At 69.0% G+C, this 17837-nt stretch carries 15 protein-coding genes and 1 riboswitch; of the genes, 11 read left to right on the top strand and 4 right to left on the bottom strand.

What is annotated here, in order from left to right; translation table 11 throughout:
* Positions 1 to 133 precede the first annotated feature (133 nt).
* Together M1203_RS30165 and M1203_RS30160 are read left to right on the top strand one after the other, a co-directional pair.
* Positions 134 to 1471, top strand: a complete 1338-nt coding sequence (locus M1203_RS30165) for a gluconate:H+ symporter (protein ID WP_249952997.1) — start codon at positions 134 to 136, stop codon at positions 1469 to 1471.
* A 16-nt stretch (positions 1472 to 1487) separates the two neighbouring features.
* Positions 1488 to 2816 (top strand): enolase C-terminal domain-like protein, encoded by a 1329-nt coding sequence (locus M1203_RS30160; protein WP_249952996.1) that lies wholly within the window; start codon positions 1488 to 1490, stop codon positions 2814 to 2816.
* A 78-nt stretch (positions 2817 to 2894) separates the two neighbouring features.
* Here M1203_RS30160 and M1203_RS30155 read toward each other — a convergent pair whose 3' ends face one another.
* Positions 2895 to 3392, bottom strand: coding sequence for an SRPBCC domain-containing protein (locus tag M1203_RS30155; RefSeq protein WP_249952995.1), 498 nt, complete (start codon positions 3390 to 3392; stop codon positions 2895 to 2897).
* 106 nt (positions 3393 to 3498) lie between these two features.
* Between M1203_RS30155 and M1203_RS30150 the strand changes: the two genes are divergently transcribed.
* Both M1203_RS30150 and M1203_RS30145 read left to right on the top strand, forming a co-directional pair.
* Positions 3499 to 5088, top strand: coding sequence for a beta-xylosidase (locus M1203_RS30150; RefSeq protein WP_249952994.1), 1590 nt, complete (start codon positions 3499 to 3501; stop codon positions 5086 to 5088).
* 124 nt (positions 5089 to 5212) lie between these two features.
* Entirely contained in the window at positions 5213 to 6424 is a 1212-nt protein-coding gene (locus tag M1203_RS30145) for an ROK family protein (protein WP_308404930.1), read from the top strand.
* 77 nt (positions 6425 to 6501) lie between these two features.
* On the opposite strand, the gene M1203_RS30140 is transcribed toward M1203_RS30145, so the two are convergent.
* Entirely contained in the window at positions 6502 to 7848 is a 1347-nt protein-coding gene (locus M1203_RS30140; RefSeq protein ID WP_249952992.1) for an enolase C-terminal domain-like protein, read from the bottom strand.
* Between the two features lie 134 nt (positions 7849 to 7982).
* On the opposite strand from M1203_RS30140, the gene M1203_RS30135 reads away from it, so the two are divergent.
* The 5 genes from M1203_RS30135 to M1203_RS30115 all read left to right on the top strand — a co-directional run bounded on the left by M1203_RS30135 (position 7983) and on the right by M1203_RS30115 (position 13925).
* Positions 7983 to 9365, top strand: a complete 1383-nt coding sequence (locus M1203_RS30135) for an extracellular solute-binding protein (RefSeq protein WP_249952991.1) — start codon at positions 7983 to 7985, stop codon at positions 9363 to 9365.
* Positions 9362 to 10375: a carbohydrate ABC transporter permease gene (locus tag M1203_RS30130; protein WP_249952990.1), complete on the top strand. Its 1014-nt coding sequence runs from the start codon at positions 9362 to 9364 to the stop codon at positions 10373 to 10375. Before M1203_RS30135 ends, M1203_RS30130 begins: the two co-directional genes overlap by 4 nt.
* Positions 10372 to 11280, top strand: coding sequence for a carbohydrate ABC transporter permease (locus M1203_RS30125; RefSeq protein WP_249952989.1), 909 nt, complete (start codon positions 10372 to 10374; stop codon positions 11278 to 11280). Before M1203_RS30130 ends, M1203_RS30125 begins: the two co-directional genes overlap by 4 nt.
* A complete protein-coding gene (locus tag M1203_RS30120) occupies positions 11277 to 12191 on the top strand; it encodes an NAD(P)-dependent oxidoreductase (RefSeq protein WP_249952988.1) in 915 nt (304 codons plus the stop codon). The genes M1203_RS30125 and M1203_RS30120 overlap by 4 nt, the downstream gene beginning before the upstream one ends.
* Positions 12192 to 12938: 747 nt before the next feature.
* Positions 12939 to 13093: riboswitch (cyclic di-AMP (ydaO/yuaA leader) on the top strand.
* A 4-nt stretch (positions 13094 to 13097) separates the two neighbouring features.
* Positions 13098 to 13925 carry a LysM peptidoglycan-binding domain-containing protein gene (locus M1203_RS30115; RefSeq protein ID WP_249952987.1) on the top strand — a complete coding sequence of 276 codons (828 nt, stop codon included), beginning with the start codon at positions 13098 to 13100 and terminating at the stop codon, positions 13923 to 13925.
* A 151-nt stretch (positions 13926 to 14076) separates the two neighbouring features.
* On the opposite strand, the gene M1203_RS30110 is transcribed toward M1203_RS30115, so the two are convergent.
* The gene (locus M1203_RS30110; protein ID WP_249952986.1) at positions 14077 to 14877 is read right to left on the bottom strand and encodes an SAM-dependent methyltransferase; all 801 of its coding nucleotides are present in this window, start codon (positions 14875 to 14877) and stop codon (positions 14077 to 14079) included.
* A gap of 227 nt (positions 14878 to 15104) precedes the next feature.
* On the opposite strand from M1203_RS30110, the gene M1203_RS30105 reads away from it, so the two are divergent.
* Positions 15105 to 15689, top strand: a complete 585-nt coding sequence (locus M1203_RS30105; RefSeq protein ID WP_249952985.1) for a hypothetical protein — start codon at positions 15105 to 15107, stop codon at positions 15687 to 15689.
* Between the two features lie 199 nt (positions 15690 to 15888).
* Here the strand turns inward: M1203_RS30105 and M1203_RS30100 are convergent, their stop codons facing one another.
* Positions 15889 to 16602, bottom strand: a complete 714-nt coding sequence (locus tag M1203_RS30100) for a ScbR family autoregulator-binding transcription factor (RefSeq protein WP_374404349.1) — start codon at positions 16600 to 16602, stop codon at positions 15889 to 15891.
* Between the two features lie 128 nt (positions 16603 to 16730).
* Between M1203_RS30100 and M1203_RS30095 the strand changes: the two genes are divergently transcribed.
* Complete coding sequence (locus tag M1203_RS30095) at positions 16731 to 17651, top strand: ScbA/BarX family gamma-butyrolactone biosynthesis protein (protein ID WP_249952983.1); 921 nt, start codon at positions 16731 to 16733, stop codon at positions 17649 to 17651.
* Positions 17652 to 17837: the final 186 nt, after the last annotated feature.

The following is a 17837-nucleotide window of genomic DNA, read 5'->3' as shown; positions in this document are numbered from 1 at the left end:
TCTCCGTCTCTATACGTAGACGTTGTCTTTATATGGAGACCTCGTTCGTCGGAGGGGACACGTGGGGGGTGAGGGAGACAGCACGGGCACGCGGGCGCGCAGTTGAGAGCACAGTTCAAAGGGGAACTGATCCATGCCACTTGTCGTAGTCGGCATCAGCGTTTTGGTCCTGCTCTTCCTCATGACGAAGCTCAGACTGAACGGCTTCGCCGCCCTCCTCCTCGTGGCCGTCTGCGTCGCGCTGGTGCGGGGGATTCCCGTGGCGGAGATACCGGATGTCCTCTCCGAGGGCATCGGTGGGCAGATCGGCGACACGATGCTCACCATCGGGCTCGGTGCCATGGTCGGCCGGGTGATGGGGGACTCCGGTGCCGCCCAGCGCATCGCGTCCAAGCTGCTCGCCGTCTGCGGGCCGCGTGGGGTGCAGGTGGCCATGGTGCTGACGGCCATGCTCATCGGCGTCACGATGTTCTACGAGGTCGCCTTCGTCATCATCGTGCCCGTCGCCTTCACGCTCGTGCGGGTCACCCGGTCGAATCTGCTGTGGGTCGGGCTGCCGATGTCCATCGCCCTCTCCACGATGCACAGCTTCCTGCCGCCGCATCCCGGCCCGACGGCGGTGGCCTCGGCCTTTCACGCCTCCGTCGGACTGACCCTGTTCTACGGCCTGTTCATCGCGGTCCCCATCGGCGCGCTCATCGCGCTGGTGTGGCCGAGGCTGCCGTTCGTCCGGGCGATGAACCCCTCCGTGCCCAAGGGCCTGGTGAGCGAGCGGGTCTTCGAGGACGAGGAGATGCCGGGCACCGGCTGGTCGCTGGCGGTCGCGCTGCTGCCCGTGGTGCTGATCGCGGGGGCCGCCGTGACCGACATGGTCACCTCGGCGAGGACTCCCGTCGTGCATGTCGTCGAGTTCGTCGGTTCGGCGCCGGTCGCGCTGCTGCTGACACTGCTCGTCGCGGTCTGGGCCTTCGGGCCCCGGATCGGCCGGAGCCTGGACGAGGTCGCCGCCTCCTGTCGTGGGGCCGCGCAGGCGATGGCGATGATCCTGCTGGTGATCGGGGCCGGCGGCGCCTTCAAGCAGGTCCTCGTCGACGGCGGGATATCGGACTACATCAAGGATGTGACCGAGGGCTGGTCCATCTCGCCGATCATCCTCGCCTGGCTCGTCGCCGTGATCCTCCGGGTGGCCCTGGGGTCGGCGACGGTCGCCGTCGTCACGGCATCCGGTGTCGTACTGCCACTGGTCGCGGGCAGCGGGATCGCTCCCGAGATCATGGTGCTCGCCGTCTCCTGTGGCTCGATCGCCTTCTCGCACGTCAACGACCCGGGCTTCTGGATGTTCAAGGAGTACTTCAACCTGTCGGTCATCGAGGCGATCAAGGTACGCACCTCCTATACGACCGTGCTCGCCGTCCTCGGCCTCGGGGGCGTCCTGGTCCTGGAACGCGTCCTGAACGCCCTCAACCTCTGAACGAAGGATTCATGTCATGAGCCAACCCGTCGTCACTCGCTTCTCCGTGTATCCGGTGGCGGGCCGTGACTCCATGCTGCTCAACCTCTCCGGCGCGCACGCCCCGTACTTCACCCGCAACGTCCTGGTCGTCGAGGACTCCCAGGGCCGGACCGGGCTGGGCGAGGTGCCGGGGGGCGAGGAGATCACCCGCACCCTGCGCGAGGCGGAATCCCTCGTCGTCGGTGCGCGGGTGGGCGACTACAAGCGCGTCCTGCGTGCCATGGGGGAGCGGTTCGGCGGCCGTGACGACCACGGGCGGGGCGAGCAGACCTTCGACCTGCGTACCGCGGTGCACGCCGTCACGGCCGTCGAATCCGGACTGCTCGATCTGCTGGGCCAGCATCTGGACGTACCCGTCGCCGCACTGCTCGGCGATGGCAAGCAGCGCGATTCCGTGCGGGTGCTCGGCTATCTGTTCTACGTGGGCGACCCCGGCAGGACCGACCTGGAGTACGTCCGCGAGCCCGACTCCGCCGTGGAGTGGTACCGGATCCGCCGCGAGGAGGCGCTGACCCCGGAAGCGATCGTCCGCCAGGCGGAGGCCACGTACGCGCGCTACGGCTTTCGCGACTTCAAGCTCAAGGGCGGTGTGCTGGCGGGTGCGGAGGAGGTCAAGGCGGTACGGGCGCTCAAGGAACGCTTCCCGGAGGCGCGGATCACCCTCGATCCCAACGGTGCCTGGTCGCTGCGGGAAGCCGTCGAGCTGTGCCGGCCCCTGGTCGGCACGCTCGCCTACGCCGAGGACCCCTGCGGAGCCGAGAGCGGCTACTCGGGCCGGGAGATCCTCGCGGAGTTCCGCCGCGCCACCGCGCTGCCCACCGCCACCAACATGATCGCGACCGACTGGCGCCAGCTCAGCCACGCGCTGGCGCTGCGGTCCGTCGACATCCCGCTCGCTGACCCGCACTTCTGGACCATGCAGGGGTCGGTGCGGGTGGCCCAGCTGTGCGACGCGACGGGGCTGACATGGGGGTGCCATTCCAACAACCACTTCGACATCTCCCTCGCCATGATGGCCCACTGCGGAGCCGCGGCCCCCGGTGATTACAACGCGCTGGACACGCACTGGATCTGGCAGGAGGGCCTGGAACGCCTGACCGTCGAAGCCCCGCGGATCGCCGACGGCGCGGTCGCGGTCGACGACACCCCGGGACTCGGTGTCCGCCTCGACATGGACCGGCTGCTCGCGGCCCATGAGCTCTACCTGGCGAAGGGGCTCTCGGGACGTGACGACGCCGTCGGGATGCGCTACCTGGTGAGCGACTGGACCTTCGACAGCAAGCGTCCCTGTCTGGCGCGCTGACCCGAGTCGGTGAGCCGAGTCCGTGACGCTGCGGACGCGACGCTGCGGACGCGAGACGATCGGCTGCCGCCGGGTCGCCTACTCGGGCCTCGCGTTCCCGCCTTCCTGGCGCTCGTCCGTCTCGACCAGCCGGGCGAGATTCGCCAAGGCCATGCGGGTGCCCAGCTCGTTGTCGGCGGCGGGCACATCGTCGGGAATTCCCTCGTGCACGATCAGAACATCCGTCGCGCCGTCCGCGTCCGCGTCGGTGAGTGTGGTCGTCATCGTCATCGTGCCGCCGAGGCGGGTCTCCGCCGTCTCGAACGCGAACACCTCGGTCACCTGCTCGTCGGGCACGAGCCGCGCGAAGTGACCGTGGTACGTGTCGGTGCCCGCGCCCGACTTGCCGCTCCCGGTGGGCTCGTCGTAGGTGAGTGAGACACGGAACGTGCCGCCCTCGCGGGGGTCGAACGTGTGTACGCGGCTGGTCATGCCATCAGGCACCCGCCATCGCGCGATCGCGTCCGCGTCGAGCAGTGCCCGGTAGACGGCGGCGCGGGGCGCGTTCACGCGCCGGGAGACTCGCGTCGAGTACATGGCCCCCAATGTAGGGGATGGATATATCAATCATTTTGATTTATCGTCTGTCGGACAGCACTCGCACGGCACCACTGCCTGCCGTACCGGGACGGAAGGAACCACCATGTCGGGCGACATCTTGGTCAGCGCCCTCGCGAACGCCCCCGCGACCCCGCTGCCCCACTTCTGGAGCCGCGTGGTCGGCGCGGGACGCGCCAACGAGGGGCTGCGCGCCGACTGGCAGCGCCAGCTCCGCGAGGCCCACGACGCGTGCGGCTTCGAGTACATCCGCTTCCACGGGCTCTTCCATGACGACATGTTCGTGTACACGGAGCGTGCGGACGGCACCGCCGTATACAACTTCCAGTACGTCGACGCGCTCTTCGACTTCCTCCTCGACCTCGGGGTCCGGCCGTTCGTGGAGTTCGGTTTCAGCCCGCGTGCCCTCGCCCGGGAGACCAGCACCGTCTTCTGGTGGGGAGCGCACGGCGCCCCGCCCGTGGACCTCGACAAGTGGGCCGCGCTGATCGACGCCATCACCCGCCACTGGATCACCCGGTACGGGATCGAGGAAGTGCGCCGGTGGTACTTCGAGGTATGGAACGAGGCCAACCTCTGGGGCTTCTTCCACGGCACCCGCTCCGAGTACTTCGAGCTGTACAAGGTCACGGCGGGCGCGGTGAAGAATGTCGACCAGCGGCTGCGCGTCGGCGGCCCCGCCACCTCCAACTTCGTCCCCGACGAGCGCTTCGGCGGGGAGTCCGAGGATGTCTCCCGGCGCATCATCGCGGGCCGCGACGACATCGACGACCTGGAATGGCGCCCGGTGTGGATGGCGGCCTTCCTGGACTACTGCGCCGAGGAGGGGCTGCCCGTCGACTTCGTCTCCACCCACCCGTACCCCACGGACTGGGCGCTGGACGAGCACGGACAGGGCGAGAAGCTCACCCGCGGCAAGGACGCCACCCCGGTCGACCTGGCCCTGCTGCGCGATCTGATCGCCAAGAGCCCGTATCCGGACGCCGAGATCCATCTCACCGAGTGGTCCTCGTCCTCCTCGCCCCGTGACCACACCCATGACACGCTGCCGGCCGCCACCTACGTCACGCGCTCCGTCCTGCACTCGCTCGGTACGGTCGACTCGCTCGCGTACTGGACGTTCACGGACGTCTTCGAGGAGGGCGGGGCCGGCGACGAGCTGTTCCACGGCGGCTTCGGCATGATCACGCTGCCCGGCATCCCGAAGCCGACATTCCACGCGTACCGCATGCTGCACGCCCTCGGCGACGAGCTGATCGAACGCGGCGAGGACCATGTCGTGACCCGCTCGGCCGCCACCGGCCGGATCACCGCACTCGTCCACCACTACCCGGAGGAGGAGCCCAAGTCCGTACCGGCCTCCTTTGACGACCGGTCCACGGCCGAGGCCACCCTGGCCAAGGGCCGGCCCCGGCGGCTGACGCTGGAGATCGGCGCGCTCGCGCCCGGCGCGCCCTTCCGTGTCGAGGTGCTGGACTCCGCGCACGGCGACGCCATCGGGGCCTGGCGGGCCCTCGGCTCACCGGCCGCGCCCACCCGCGAACAGCTCGCCCATCTCGACCGGCTGGCCCGTGCCACCGAGGTACGGACCGCCGCCGCCGGCGCGGACGGGGTGCTGCGGCTCGATACGGCCGTCAGTCCCTGGTCGCTCGTCCTCATCGAGCAGTTGGGCTGACACCGGCGCGGGCGGGCTTCGCCGACACGGCAACCACCCCAGCCGGTACGATTCCATCGATTTGACGCACCCAGGGATCGGCGGCATCTGGCCGTCGTCCCTTTCCGGGGCCGGGAGACGGACTTTGACGAGCAAGAAGGCGAGCGCCGGGAAGGCGTCGATCAGACGTGGCACCAACCTGCCTCGCATGGGTGACTTCAACGAATCCGTCGTCCTGGACGCGATCCGGCGCCACTCCGCGGGCCTGAGCCGGGTGGAGCTCGCCCAGGCCACCGGACTGTCGGCGCAGACCGTCTCCAACATCACCCGCAGGCTGCTCGACCAGGGCGTGGCCCGCGAGTCCGGGAAGCAGAGCACCGGCAGTGGCAAACCCCGTACGCTCCTGCGGATCGCTCCCGGGGCCCGGTACGCCGTGGGTGTGCATCTCGACCCGGCCGTCATCACGTACGTACTGCTCGACCTGCTCGGTACGGTCGTCGCCCAGCGCAGCGAGCGGACTCCGCGCGGCGGCGACACCGACGAGGTCGTGGCGGGCATGGCCGCCTCGGTGACCGCGCTGGTGGCCGAGTCGGGGGTGGACAAGGACCGCGTACTGGGCCTGGGGATCGCGGCGCCAGGACCGATCGACGCGGCGGCCGGGCTGGTCGTGGACCCGCCCGAACTGCCCGGCTGGGGCAGCGTTCCGCTGCGCGACCAGCTCAGCGAGGCGACCGGCTATCCGGCGCTGCTGGACAAGGACGTGATCGCCGCCGTCGTCGCGGAGCGCTGGTCAGGGGCGGCCACCGAGAGCCGTAACTTCCTCTTCTTCTACCTCGGTACGGGCTCCGGCATGGGGCTGGTCATCGACGACACCGTGCTGCGCGGCGTCTCGGGCAACGTCGGCGAGGTGGGCGGTCTCGGCGCGGCCTGCTCGACCCGGGTCCTGGTCGACGAGGCCATCGCGCTCGGCGCTCTCGGCGGGGAGTTCACCCCCATGGATCCCGGGGACGCCCAGCGCGGCCTTGAGCAGCTGGCCGCCCTCGCCGCGCGCGGCGACGAGCGGGCCGGCAGCATCATCGACCGCTGGGGCATTCGGATCGGCCGGGGTGTCTGCGCGGCGGCGACGCTCCTGGACGTGGACACCATCGTCTTCGGCGGGCCGATATGGCACCTTCTCGCCGACCGGCTCCTCGCCCTCATCGAGCCGATGGTCGCGCAGTCCCTGTTCGTGAAGCCGATCCATCCCACGCTGGTCATCACGACCGCCGTCGGCGAGAACGTCGCGGCCGTGGGAGCGGCGTCGCTGGTCCTGGACCGGACGCTCTCCGCGCAGCCGAAATCCCTGCTGCTGGGGTGAGCCGCGGGCAGGGAGTGGGCCGCGGATACGAGTGAGGCCCCGCCGGCCGGCGGGGCCTCACTCGCGTACGTCAACGGTCAGGGCCGCTGCACACTCCCGTCCGTGTTGCGCAGCAGCGCCCAGCGGTCGTGCTCCAGGGGCTCGGTCACCGGATACCTGCGTACGGCCGACTCGTCGAAGTCGACTCCCAGGCCGGGCTGTTCGGAGGGGTACAGCCGCCCCTCGCGCGGCACGGGCGCACCGGGGAAGACCTCCAGGGTCGCTTCCTTGAAGGCGGCGGCCTCCTGGACCCCGAACGCGGGCGAGCTGATGTCCAGGGCCACGTTGGCGGCCATGCCGACGGGGCTGACATCGCCGGGGCCGTGCGGCGCCGTCCGTACGCCGAACAGTTCGCAAGCCGCGACGAGCTTGCGGGTGGGCGTCAGGCCGCCCAGCGTGGGGATACGGATCCGGGCGAAGTCGATGACCCGCTGCTCCAGCAGCGGCAGGTACATCGTGATGTCGTGGTACAGCTCGCCCACCGCGAGCGGGACCGAACCGGCCGCCCGCAGCTGACCGAAGTGGGCCGCGTCCTCGGGGGCGAGGGCGTCCTCCAGGAAGAACAGCCGCGCGTCCTCCACCTCGTGCACCAGCTCACGGGCCTGCGAGGGCGTCAGCCGCTCGTGCACGTCGTGCAGCAGCTCCACTCCCGTGCCGACCCGCTCACGGATCTCGCGCAGCACGGGCGGGACATGACGCAGATAGCTCAGGGAGTCCCAGCTCCCGGCCCGCAGCCGGCGCCGGCGGGCTTCGGCCTCGTCGCGCGGGGCCGTGCCGTAGGTGTCCGTTCCGGGGACCGCGACCTGGACGCGGACATGGCGGTAGCCGCGCTCGGCGGCGGCGAGCACCCGCTCGGCGATCTCGCCCGCCTCGTGGCCGTCCACGTGCGTGTACGCCTCCGCGGCCTCCCGGGCCCGGCCGCCCAGCAGCTGGTGCACCGGCAGACCCGCCGCCTTGCCCTTGATGTCCCAGAGCGCCACGTCGACGCCCGCCAGGGCGTTCTGCGCGATCGAACCGCCCCGCCAGTAGCCGCTGTTGAGCAGCAGCCGGTGCAGGTCCTCGATGTCGTGGGGGTCGCGGCCCAGCAGCATCGGACCGAAATAGTCGTCGACGACCGATCGGATCGCCAGGGTGCGCTGCGGGTCGCTGGCGCAGCCGAGCCCGTACAGACCGGGCTGGTTCGTCTCCACGCGCACGATCACATACGGGCAGCCCTGGGGGGCGCACAGGAAGGTACGGACCGCCGTCACCCGCAGGGAGTCGGAGCCGGATCGCGCCCAGGGAGCCGGGGCCAGCACCTCCGCCGCCCCCGTACCGTCCGCCGCCGTCGCACCCTCCGCCGTCTCCGCGCTCTCCGTCGTACCCCGTGTCTTCGCTGCCGTCATGGGTTCCCTCCGAGGTGATGGCACGTCCGTGTTTTCCGGGTGTTACAACTGTTGACACCGTACATCAAGTCGATTTAGATTCGCTGCGTCATAGAGGAGCTGGACGAACAGCCCCGAAGAAAGGCGCTGGGAACGTGATACGACTTCTCCCAGCCGCGCGTCGTACCTCGATACTCGCTTCGGTCGCCGCCATGGGTGTGCTGATCGCGGGGTGCGGTTCGAACGGCGGAAACGGTTCCGGACGCGACGAACTCTCCATGTGGACCTTCAAGCAGTCCCATGTGGCCGCCTTGCGGGCGGCAGCGGAAAAATTCACCGCCGAGACCGGAACAAAGGTGAACATCCAGGCGGTGACGCCGGATGATGCCTTTCTGACCAAGGTTCAGGCCGCGGCCCGCACCAACGATCTGCCCGATGTGCTCGAAGTGCACGCCAACGGCGACGACCTCGCGTTCGGCGGGGCGGGGCTGCTGGAAGACCTCTCCAAGGACGTCGACCAGAAATGGCTGGACCAGTACCTCCCCCAGGTCCTCAAGGACGGCACGATCACGCCCGAGGTCTACAAGGCGTCGCTCACCGAGGGCTCCAAGACCCAGGGTGTCCAGCTCGGGCAGCGATTCAGTGTGCCGCTCACCGTCGGCACCCAGGGCGTTGTCTATATGAACAAGAGCCGCGCGGCGAAGGCCGGGGTCACCCGGGCGCCGGCCACCTGGGAGGAATTCATCGATGCCCTCGACAAGGTGAAGAAGGCATACCCCGACACCGGTGGTGTGACCGTCGGGGTGAAGCAGCCCTCCACGGCCCTGGAATGGCTGATGCAGCCGATGGCGTTCGGGATGCTCGGAAAGCAGAAGTTCGAGGCGCTCTTCGGCCCGGACCCCGCTCAGGGCTGGTCGTCACCGAACGGCCAGAAGGTGCTGAACACCTACAACCAGGTGACCCCGTACTGGATGCCCGGCACCCAGTCCAAGGGGATCGACGAGGCGGATCTCGCCTTCGCCCAGGGCAAGGCGTCCTTCGACATCGGCGGCACCTACACCCTGGCGTTTCTCGCCGAGAACGGCTACGACGCGGACAATCTCATGACGTTCCCCGTGCCGCCGCCGAAGGACGCCGCCATCCCCGGCCTCCAGCTCTCGCCCTTCTCCCTCACGGGTCTCTCCATCACCCGGAAATCGGAGAAGAAGGACGAGGCCCTGCAGTGGCTGAAGTTCCTGTCCAGGGACGATGTCGCGGCCGACTTCGGAAAGCAGGCGCTCGACGTGCCGCCGAATCAGCTCGACAAGAACCAGAGCGCCGCGCTCGGCCCCGTCCTGAATTCCATGGAAGCGGCCTTCGGCTCCGGCAAGAATTCCTACAACGCCGGCTATACCGCCTACCGTCCCAGCCTGTACGACCCCGGAAAGGTCGGAGCCGTACTGGCCCAGTTCACCCCGCTGAAGTCACGCAGCGCGGAAAGTACGGGTGCCCAGATGAGTTCCATGATCAAGTCCTACTGGGCGGAGCAGGACAAATGACCGCCGGAACCGGTACGGCGACGGCCGCCGGCACCGGGAAGGGCGCGCTCTCCTCCTCCGCCGGAGAGCGGGGCGGCGGCGCGTCTCGCCGCGGCCCCCTCGGCGGACCGCGCGAGAAGCGCAAGCAGGCCGCCTGGGGCTATCTCTTCGTCGCGCCCGCGATCGCCCTGTTCGCCGTCATGGGCGTCTACACGATCGTCTACGGATTCTCGCTGAGCTTCGCCCAGTGGAACGGCTTCTGGCCCGAGTGGAACTGGCGCGGCTTCCGGAACTACACGGATCTGCTCGGCGGCAGCCCGACGTACTGGCCGATCGTGAAGAAGGCCGCGGTCAACACCCTGTGGGTCGTTATCGCGGTCCCGCTGCTCACCGTGCTCGTCGCGTTCCCCCTCGCCCTCGTACTGAACCAGGTCAAGCGCTTCCAGGGCGTCCTGCGCTCCGTCTACTTCGTGCCGTACGTGACGACCGGGATCGCCGTCTACTTCGCCTGGAACTACATCCTGGAGCCCAACGGCGCCATCAACCTGCTGCTGAAGTCCCTCGGCCTCGGCTCGCTCCAGCAGCCGCAGGGCTGGCTCGGCAACCCGGACACCGCCCTCGCCACGATGATCGTCGTCATGGTCTGGTCGGCCGTGCCGGTGGCGATGCTGCTCTATCTGACCGGGCTCCAGTCGCTGGACAGCTCCCTGCTGGAGGCGGCGCAGATCGACGGCGCCGGCTGGCTGCGCTCGACCACAATGGTCGTATGGCCGCTCATGAAGCCCATCACCGTCGTCGTGCTCCTGCTCAATGTGCGTGACTCCCTCCAGGGCTTCCAGTCCTTCCTGATCATGACCAACGGCGGTCCGGGCGACTCCACGAGCGTCCTGGGTCTGGAGACCTATCGGCTCGCCTTCCTCTCCGAGCTGTCCCCGACGCTGGGTCTCGCCAGTGCCCTGGGCTGGCTCCTGTTCCTGGCGGCCCTCGTCGTCGCCTTCATCAACCAGCGGGTGATGAGGAGGATGGGATGAGCGGCGAAACCCTCTCCCCACCGCGACGGGCGGGCATCCGCGCCCACGACCGGACCGTGCCGCGCACCGGCGGTCGGCGGCCCGTCGGCAGGACCGTCGTCCGTACCGTCGTCGGGATCGTGCTCGCCGCCTACGCGGCGGTCAGCGTCTATCCGTTCCTGTGGATGGTCTCGGCGGCCTTCAAGACCAACAAGGAGGTGCAGGAGGGCGGTCATCTCATACCGCACGACCCGACCCTCCGTACCTTCGCCGACACCTGGAGCAAGCTCGACTTCTTCGACTACTTCCTCAACAGCGTCAAGGTCACCGTCCTGACGACCGTGCTGGTCGTGGTGGTCTACTCGGCCGCCTCCTACGCCTTCTCCGTGCTGGCGTTCCCCGGCAAGAAGTGGCTGTACCGGCTCTTCCTGGTACTGCTCTTCGTCCCCGGAGTGGTGACGCTGCTGCCGATCGTGCTGCTGGAGAGCAAGCTCGACATCCTCGGCACCCACTGGGGCCTGATCCTGCCGTTCGTCAACGGCAGCGCCCCACTGGCGATCCTGCTGCTGACCAACGCCTTCAGTTCGGTGCCGGCGGAGCTGCGCGAGGCGGCTCGGATGGACGGCGCGGGCGAGCTGCGGATCTTCAGCCGGATCTATCTGCCGCTGGCCCGGCCCGCGGTCATCACCATCGCGCTGCTCACGGCCATCCCGACCTGGAACGAGTACCAGCTCACCCGGATCTCGCTGAACGACCCGCACACGTACACGCTGCCGATCGCGCTCCAGGCGATGCAGTCGCAGAGTGTCGTGCAGTACAACTCGCTGATGGCGGCGGCTCTGATCATGGTGGTCCCGGTGATCGTCCTGTTCCTGTGCGCCCAGCGCTATTTCGTCAACGGATTGATGGGAGCGGTCAAGGGATGAGCGGGCGGACGGTACGGGAGAGCCCCCGGACGGTACTGGTGACCGGGGCGGCCGGCGGGATCGGCCGGGCCGTCGTGGCGGACCTCATCGGCGCGGGCTTCCGCGTCGTGGGCGCCGACCTGGAACGGGGTGACGCCGAGGACGGCTGTGTCCGGTTCGTCACCGGCGATCTGAGCGAGGCGAAGACGGTCACGGAGTGCTTCGCCGCCGCACGGGAGGCGGCGGCGGAGAAGGACGGTGTGTTCGCCGGGGTCGTCCATCTCGCGGCGTACCCGGCGCCCGGCATCGTGTCGGAGGACGAGACCCTGCGCGCCAACGTCCTCGCCGCCTATCTGGTGTTCCAGGAGGCCGGCCGGCTCGGCGTGCCGCGTGTCGTCGGCGCCTCCAGCGCGGCGGCCGTCGGCATCGCGTGGGCCGACCGGGATCTGCATCCGGTGTACGTCCCCGTCGACGAGGACCACCCCGATCTCACCGTCGACTCCTACGGCCTGTCGAAGGTCATGTCGGAGAAGGCCGCGGAGTTCACGACCCGGCGCCATGGCACGGTCACCGTCATGCTGCGGTTCCCGTTCGTCGGCGCGGGCCCCCGGCTGCGGGAACGGCTGGCGGAGGTGCACGCGGATCCCGCGTCCAACCGCCGTGAGCTGTGGGGGTGGCTGCACACCCCGGACGCCGCCCGTGCCGTACGGGCCGCCCTCACGGCGGACCTCACGGGCCACCATGTCGTCAATGTGGCCGCGCCCGACAGCGCGGCCCTGGAACCCACCAGGGAACTGCTGGAGACGCACCACCCCACCAGTGAGATCCGGGGCGCGCTCGACGGTCACGCGTCGCTGTTCGACACCACCCGCAGCCGCGAACTCCTCGGGTTCACCGCGGCGGGGCGGGAGGAGATCACGGAAGCGGACTGAGCTTCGCGCCGCCGCCCGTGAAGCGGGCGGCCGGGCGCCGGGCCACCGACGGGTGGTGGCGCTGCCGGAGGGCGACTCCGGCAGCGCCACCACCCGTCTTTTGTTTCCCGGGCGCTGCGATGAACGGGCCGAAGAAATCCCGAGTTGGCTCATCGTCAGCAAATGCGGGTGGGTATCACTTCCGGGCATCACTTCCTCTTCCGCCGCGAACTGCCCTTTGCTGAAAGGGCATTCGACGAATTCGATCCGCTCTTCGATGAAAGACGGCCGGAGGATCGCCATATGGCCCCGGTTGTTCGAATGTGAGAGGGCGTCAGCGGCGCGTACCGATCCGAAGAATGAGCGAGGGAAAGGGCCTGTCGGGGCCCTTGCGGGGTCGGGTCGACGGGTCGGATCCGATGCCATGCCTCTGTCCCTTTATGGGCGATTTACCTCGATTCTCCCCGAAGTCCTTTTCTTTATCGTTCGCTCTGCTTTCCACTCTCTGCACCCCGTTGTGACCTGGACATTTCCGTCATGCGCGTGATGTGTGTCACGTAAGTGCCCGGTCGACCACCCGCCCCCGCCGGTCATCTCGCCTGCGGGAAGGGCGAGTTGAGCTCCCCGATATCGGGCCGATAACGAGATCATTTCGGGCCGGATTCGTGAATTGGATTCCGTTGTGAATTCAGGGCTTGTTTCGTTCGGGCGCCCTCGCTTACGTTCTCGTTACTCCGGACGGAACGCCGAATCCTGCCGCCGCCCGGAAACACACACCCACCCACGCCCGGCAGGAGCGGGGGACCCAGGTAAGTCGCCGATCCGTACCACGGACCGGCTTGGGGTTAAGCCGCATTCACAGTGCGGCCGGGCATCTCCGGTCCGAACCCGACAGCTCACCTCGCAGGCGCAGGAGAGGAATTCGTCATGGCCTCAAAGGCAAAGCACCGTCGTCCCAAGAACAGCCCTGTCGCCAGAGGTCTCGTCACCGCGGGCACGGGCGGTGCCGTACTCGCCTTCCCCCTGCTGGCCGCCACCACCGCCGAGGCGGCCCCGGCAGCGCACACCGCCGCCACCGCCAAGGTGACCCTGACCCCGGCCGCCGTCGTCCAGGCGGACACTCCGACGACCTACTCCGTCGTCTGGGGCGACTCGCTGTCCAAGATCGCGGACGAGTTCTCCCTGAGCGGCGGCTGGCAGCAGCTCTACGAGGACAACCGCGATGCCATCGGCGGCGACCCGTGCCTGATCCTCCCCGGCCTCACGCTGACGCTCGGAACGTCGTCCGCGTCGGAGGCCCCCGCCGACTCCGCCGCTGACTCCACCGCCTCCACCGCCGACGAGGAGGCCGCGCCGGCGGCCGAGCAGAGCACCGACGACAGCGCCTCGGCCGACACAGGCGCCTCGGCCGCCGAGACCGCCACGACGACGTACGCCGACAACCTGGACGGCTGGATCCGGGAGTCGCTGGACGTCATGGCGGCGAACGGCATCCCCGGCTCGTACGAGGGCATCCACCGCAACATCATGCGCGAGTCCTCGGGCAACCCGTGGGCCATCAACAACTGGGACTCCAACGCCGCCGCCGGCACCCCGTCCAAGGGGCTCCTCCAGGTCATCGACCCCACATTCGAGGCCTACCACGTGCCCGGTACGTCCACGGACAGCTACGACCCGGTCGCCAACATCACCGCCGCGTCCAACTACGCGGCCGACCGCTACGGTTCGATCGACAACGTGAACGGCCCCTACTGACAGGCCCGCACACCACACACCGCACGCCGCTCGCGGCAGGCCGGACAGCCCTCAGGGTTGGTCCGGCCCTGCCGCGTTCCGGACTCCTTCGGACGGCCGGCGGCCCGTCCGCCGGGAGGACGCCCGGCGGAGCGACGGGCCGCCGGAAAGGTCAGCGCACGCGGCCGACCGCGGCGTAGATGCCGCTGTCGTATCCGCCGCTCTCCTCCTCCGTCGGCGCGACCGTGTCCCTGTACCAGTGCGGGGCCGTGACCAGTCCCGGCTCGGCGAGGTCCATGCCGTCGAAGAACCGCGCCACCCCCTCGCGGGTACGGAAGCCCAGCGTGATGCCACCCCGCTTGTACTGCGCGACCACCTGCTCCACGAGGTCGGGGTAGAGATCGGACGCCGCGTGCGAGAGCACCAGATGGCTGCCCGTGGGAAGGGCTTCCACCAGGGTGCCGACGATGTCGTACGGCTTCTGTTCCTCCGGGATGAAGTGCATCAGGGCGATGAGGGAGAGCGCGACCGGGCGGCTGAAATCCAGGAAGCCCTGGGCGTGGTCCAGGATCGCTCCCGGTTCGCGGACATCCGCCTGGATGTAGTCGGTGGCGCCTTCGGGCGAGCTGATCAGCAGGGCCTCGGCATGCCGCAGGACGATGGGGTCGTTGTCGGTGTAGACGACCCGGGCCTTCGGGTTGATCCGCTGGACGATCTGGTGCAGGTTCGGCTCGGTCGGGATGCCGGTGCCTATGTCGAGGAACTGGTCGATCCCGCTGTGCGCCAGCCAGGCGGTCGCGCGGCGCATGAAGGCACGGTTCTGCCGCGCGGCGGCCCTCGCCTCGACCGGCAGCTTCGCCCCCACCGCCTGGTCGACGGCGTAGTTGTCCTTGCCGCCGAGGAGATAGTCGTAGACACGTGCGGGATGGGGCTTGCTCGTGTCGATCTGGGGTTTGGGCGTCTCGGCCGTCATTGAACGCTCCCATGAGTGGAGGCGGGGAAAGAACCTGGTGAAGGGGACCGCATCGCCGATGTGCCCGTTTCGGGTGATCCGGGTGGGGCGAGCGGTAACAGCGTATGCGATGGGGGGAGTTGCTGTTCGAATCAGGTGTGTATGTACGGGCGGCCGGATGCCACGGGCATACGGCCGGATGCGAGCCGGGCTGGGCTCGCACAGGATTCTCGTCCATACTTCCGGACGTGGAGCAGCGCATAGACTCGAATATCTGGCCCGAGCGTGCCGTGGGGAAAGACCCGGCGTACGTTCCCGGCCTCATGGTCCCCCGCCCCGCGGGCACAGCGGAGACGGACCCGGAGCAGGCGGAGACCGAGGAGCGCGCGCCCGAAGGCGGCGCCCCCTCGGACGCCCTTCCGGCGGCCGTTCCCGATGAGCCCGCCCTCGACGCGAACGGCACCACCACCGACAAGACCGAAGCGGCCGACGAGGTTTCCTCCGACGCTTCTTCCGAGGAGGACACCCCTGAGGACGGCGCCTCCGCCGAGGACGGCCCCGTCTTCGAGGTCACCGACCGCCGTGGCGCGATCATCGCGGACAGCAAGGGCGTCCGGTTCCGGCTGGACGACCAGGAGGCCGACTTCTGGTGGAGCGAGATCGGCGCGGTCGAGATCAAGACCCCTCGCTTCGGGCGCCGGTTCACCGTCACGGTGCATGTGTCGGAGCGCCGCTGGTTCGACGCCGAGGTCGAGGCCGACACCAGGAACCGCCTCAAGGAATGGACGGAAGAGCTCGACGCCGTCCTGGACGCCTACTTCGAGGAATCCTGAGCGGCCGATCCGCCGGCCGGGACCACGAGGCCCGGCCGGCGGCGGTCTGCCGACGCTGAACGGCGGTCTGCCGACGGCTGGTCCCCGGACGGCTGTACGCCGCGACTGATCGCATCCGGACGACGTCCCGGAAGTCCCAACTGAGCGGGGACGGCGACCGGCTGAGGGGGTATCCGCCGCGCCATGACGTGCCGCGCGGTCAGCCGCTCTTCGTGAGCACCCGGTCCCCGAGTCGCGCCCGGCGCCCGTCCGTCACGCCCTCCCGGCGGCGCTCCCGCTCGCCCTCCCGCACGCGCGCGAGCAGCAGCGCCGGGTCGGGGTCGGTCTGGAGCGCGGCCAGGAGCAGCAGCCACAGATCCGACAGCCCCTCCTCGATCTGCCGCCTCCCCTCCAGGGCGTCGGAGACCGTGTGCAGCCCGAAGAAGGCGCAGACGAGTCCGTGCGCGGCCACTTCGGGACATACGCTCTCGGCGAGCGATCCCTCGGCGTGTGCCTCTTCGAGCAGCCCGGTGACCGTCTCCAGCCAGCCGACGAAGGGCCGGGGCAACGTGACGTCGATGGCCGCGCGTTCCGCCCACAGCCGGGATCCGGCGCGGATGACGACATCGTCGCGGAAGGCCCTGGCCACATCGAAACTCAGGGCGACCAGTCTTTCCAGCGCCGGGCGGTCGGCCGCCTTGTAACGGCCGATCAGCTCCGGCCAGGTCGCGAAGTGCTCCTCCACAATGGCCAGGGCCAGATTCTCCTTGCTGGCGTAGTGGAAGTAGATGGCGCCGCTCGTACGGCCGGACCGCGCGCTGATGTCGCTGATACTGGTACCGGCATAGCCACGCTCATCGAACAAATGTGCCGCGGCCTCCAGCAGAAACCTGCGCGTCGCTTTCGCCCGAACCTGCTCCGCCCGAACCTGCACGTGTACCCCGGATTCCCGTTCCGTTAAATGACAGCACGCAATGTAGCGGCTTTTCACGCGGGGTGTGATGGCGTACGGCGGCGTTGAGCTGGGGTGCGAGTGTCGGAGAATTGCGATGTTCTTATCGCATGAATACATCGGTTGGTGACATCGCCGGGGAGGTCCGGCCGCTGTCCTGGTCGCGCACTGTCGCCCGGGAGATGGTGCATCGCGCCTCCGTGGCGGAGGTACTGCTGACCGACGTACGGGGGACCGAAAGCGGTGATTTCGAAGCCGCCGCCTCCTGGCCCCGGTCCCATCCGACTTTTCCGCGCGACGGCGCCGATCTGCACAGCCCGTTGATGATCGTGGAGACACTGCGTCAGCTCGGGATCTACATTCCGCTGCGGTATTTCGGCGTCTCGTCCGTCGCGAGCCTGGTCATCACCGATCTCTTCTTCGAGCTCGATCCCGTCTCGGAGCCGCGCGCTCTCTCCGGCGCCACCAGGGTCACCTGCCGGGTGCGGGTGACCCAGGTGCGACGCGGGCCCGACGGGTCCGCGACCGGGCTGCGCCTCCTGGTCTCCTATCAGGCCGACGGCGCGCTCTTCGCGCTGGCCGGCGGCGGTGCGCGCTTTCTCGAACCCGAGCAGTACGACGCCGTACGGGCGGGCCGCGCGGGCGCCGCCGCTCCGTCCGTCGTGCGCGCGGACGGCCACCTCCGTCCCGACGCCCGGCGGCTGGGGGTGACCGGCGCGCACGATGTCGTGATCGGTTCCGAGGGCGCCACGCTGCTGGTGGATCCCGCCGATATGCGGCATCCCTTCTTCTTCGACCACGCGACGGATCATGTCCCGGGCATGATCGTGCTGGAGGCCGCCCGGCAGGCCGCCGCCCTCGAAAGTGGCGGAAGGCTGCTACGGCCTACCGCCGGTCGGCTGAAAACGGCGCGCTTCATCGAATACCGCCCGCCCGCCCGCGTTCTGTGCGTGCCGCACCACGCGACCTGCGTCTTCCGCTTTCTCCAGGACGGCGAACAGAAGGCCTTTGGAGTCCTCCGCTACCAATAAACAGATTTAGACACTAAATGCAATCGCTTGACTGCCGAGAGTAGTCCTCTCTAGCGTAGCGATCGTTATGTTCCTGGCGGACGCCGGAACAGGCCTTCTCCATATGGCCGCGCCCGCCAGGGATCGCACCCGTCCGACAACGGGTGACCAACACGCCCGCGGTGTTTCGCACCGTTGCGGCGGCCA

The sequence above is a fragment of the Streptomyces sp. 35G-GA-8 genome, from assembly GCF_023534745.1.
GTDB lineage: Bacteria > Actinomycetota > Actinomycetes > Streptomycetales > Streptomycetaceae > Streptomyces.
This window is presented reverse-complemented; position numbering and strand designations above follow the sequence as displayed.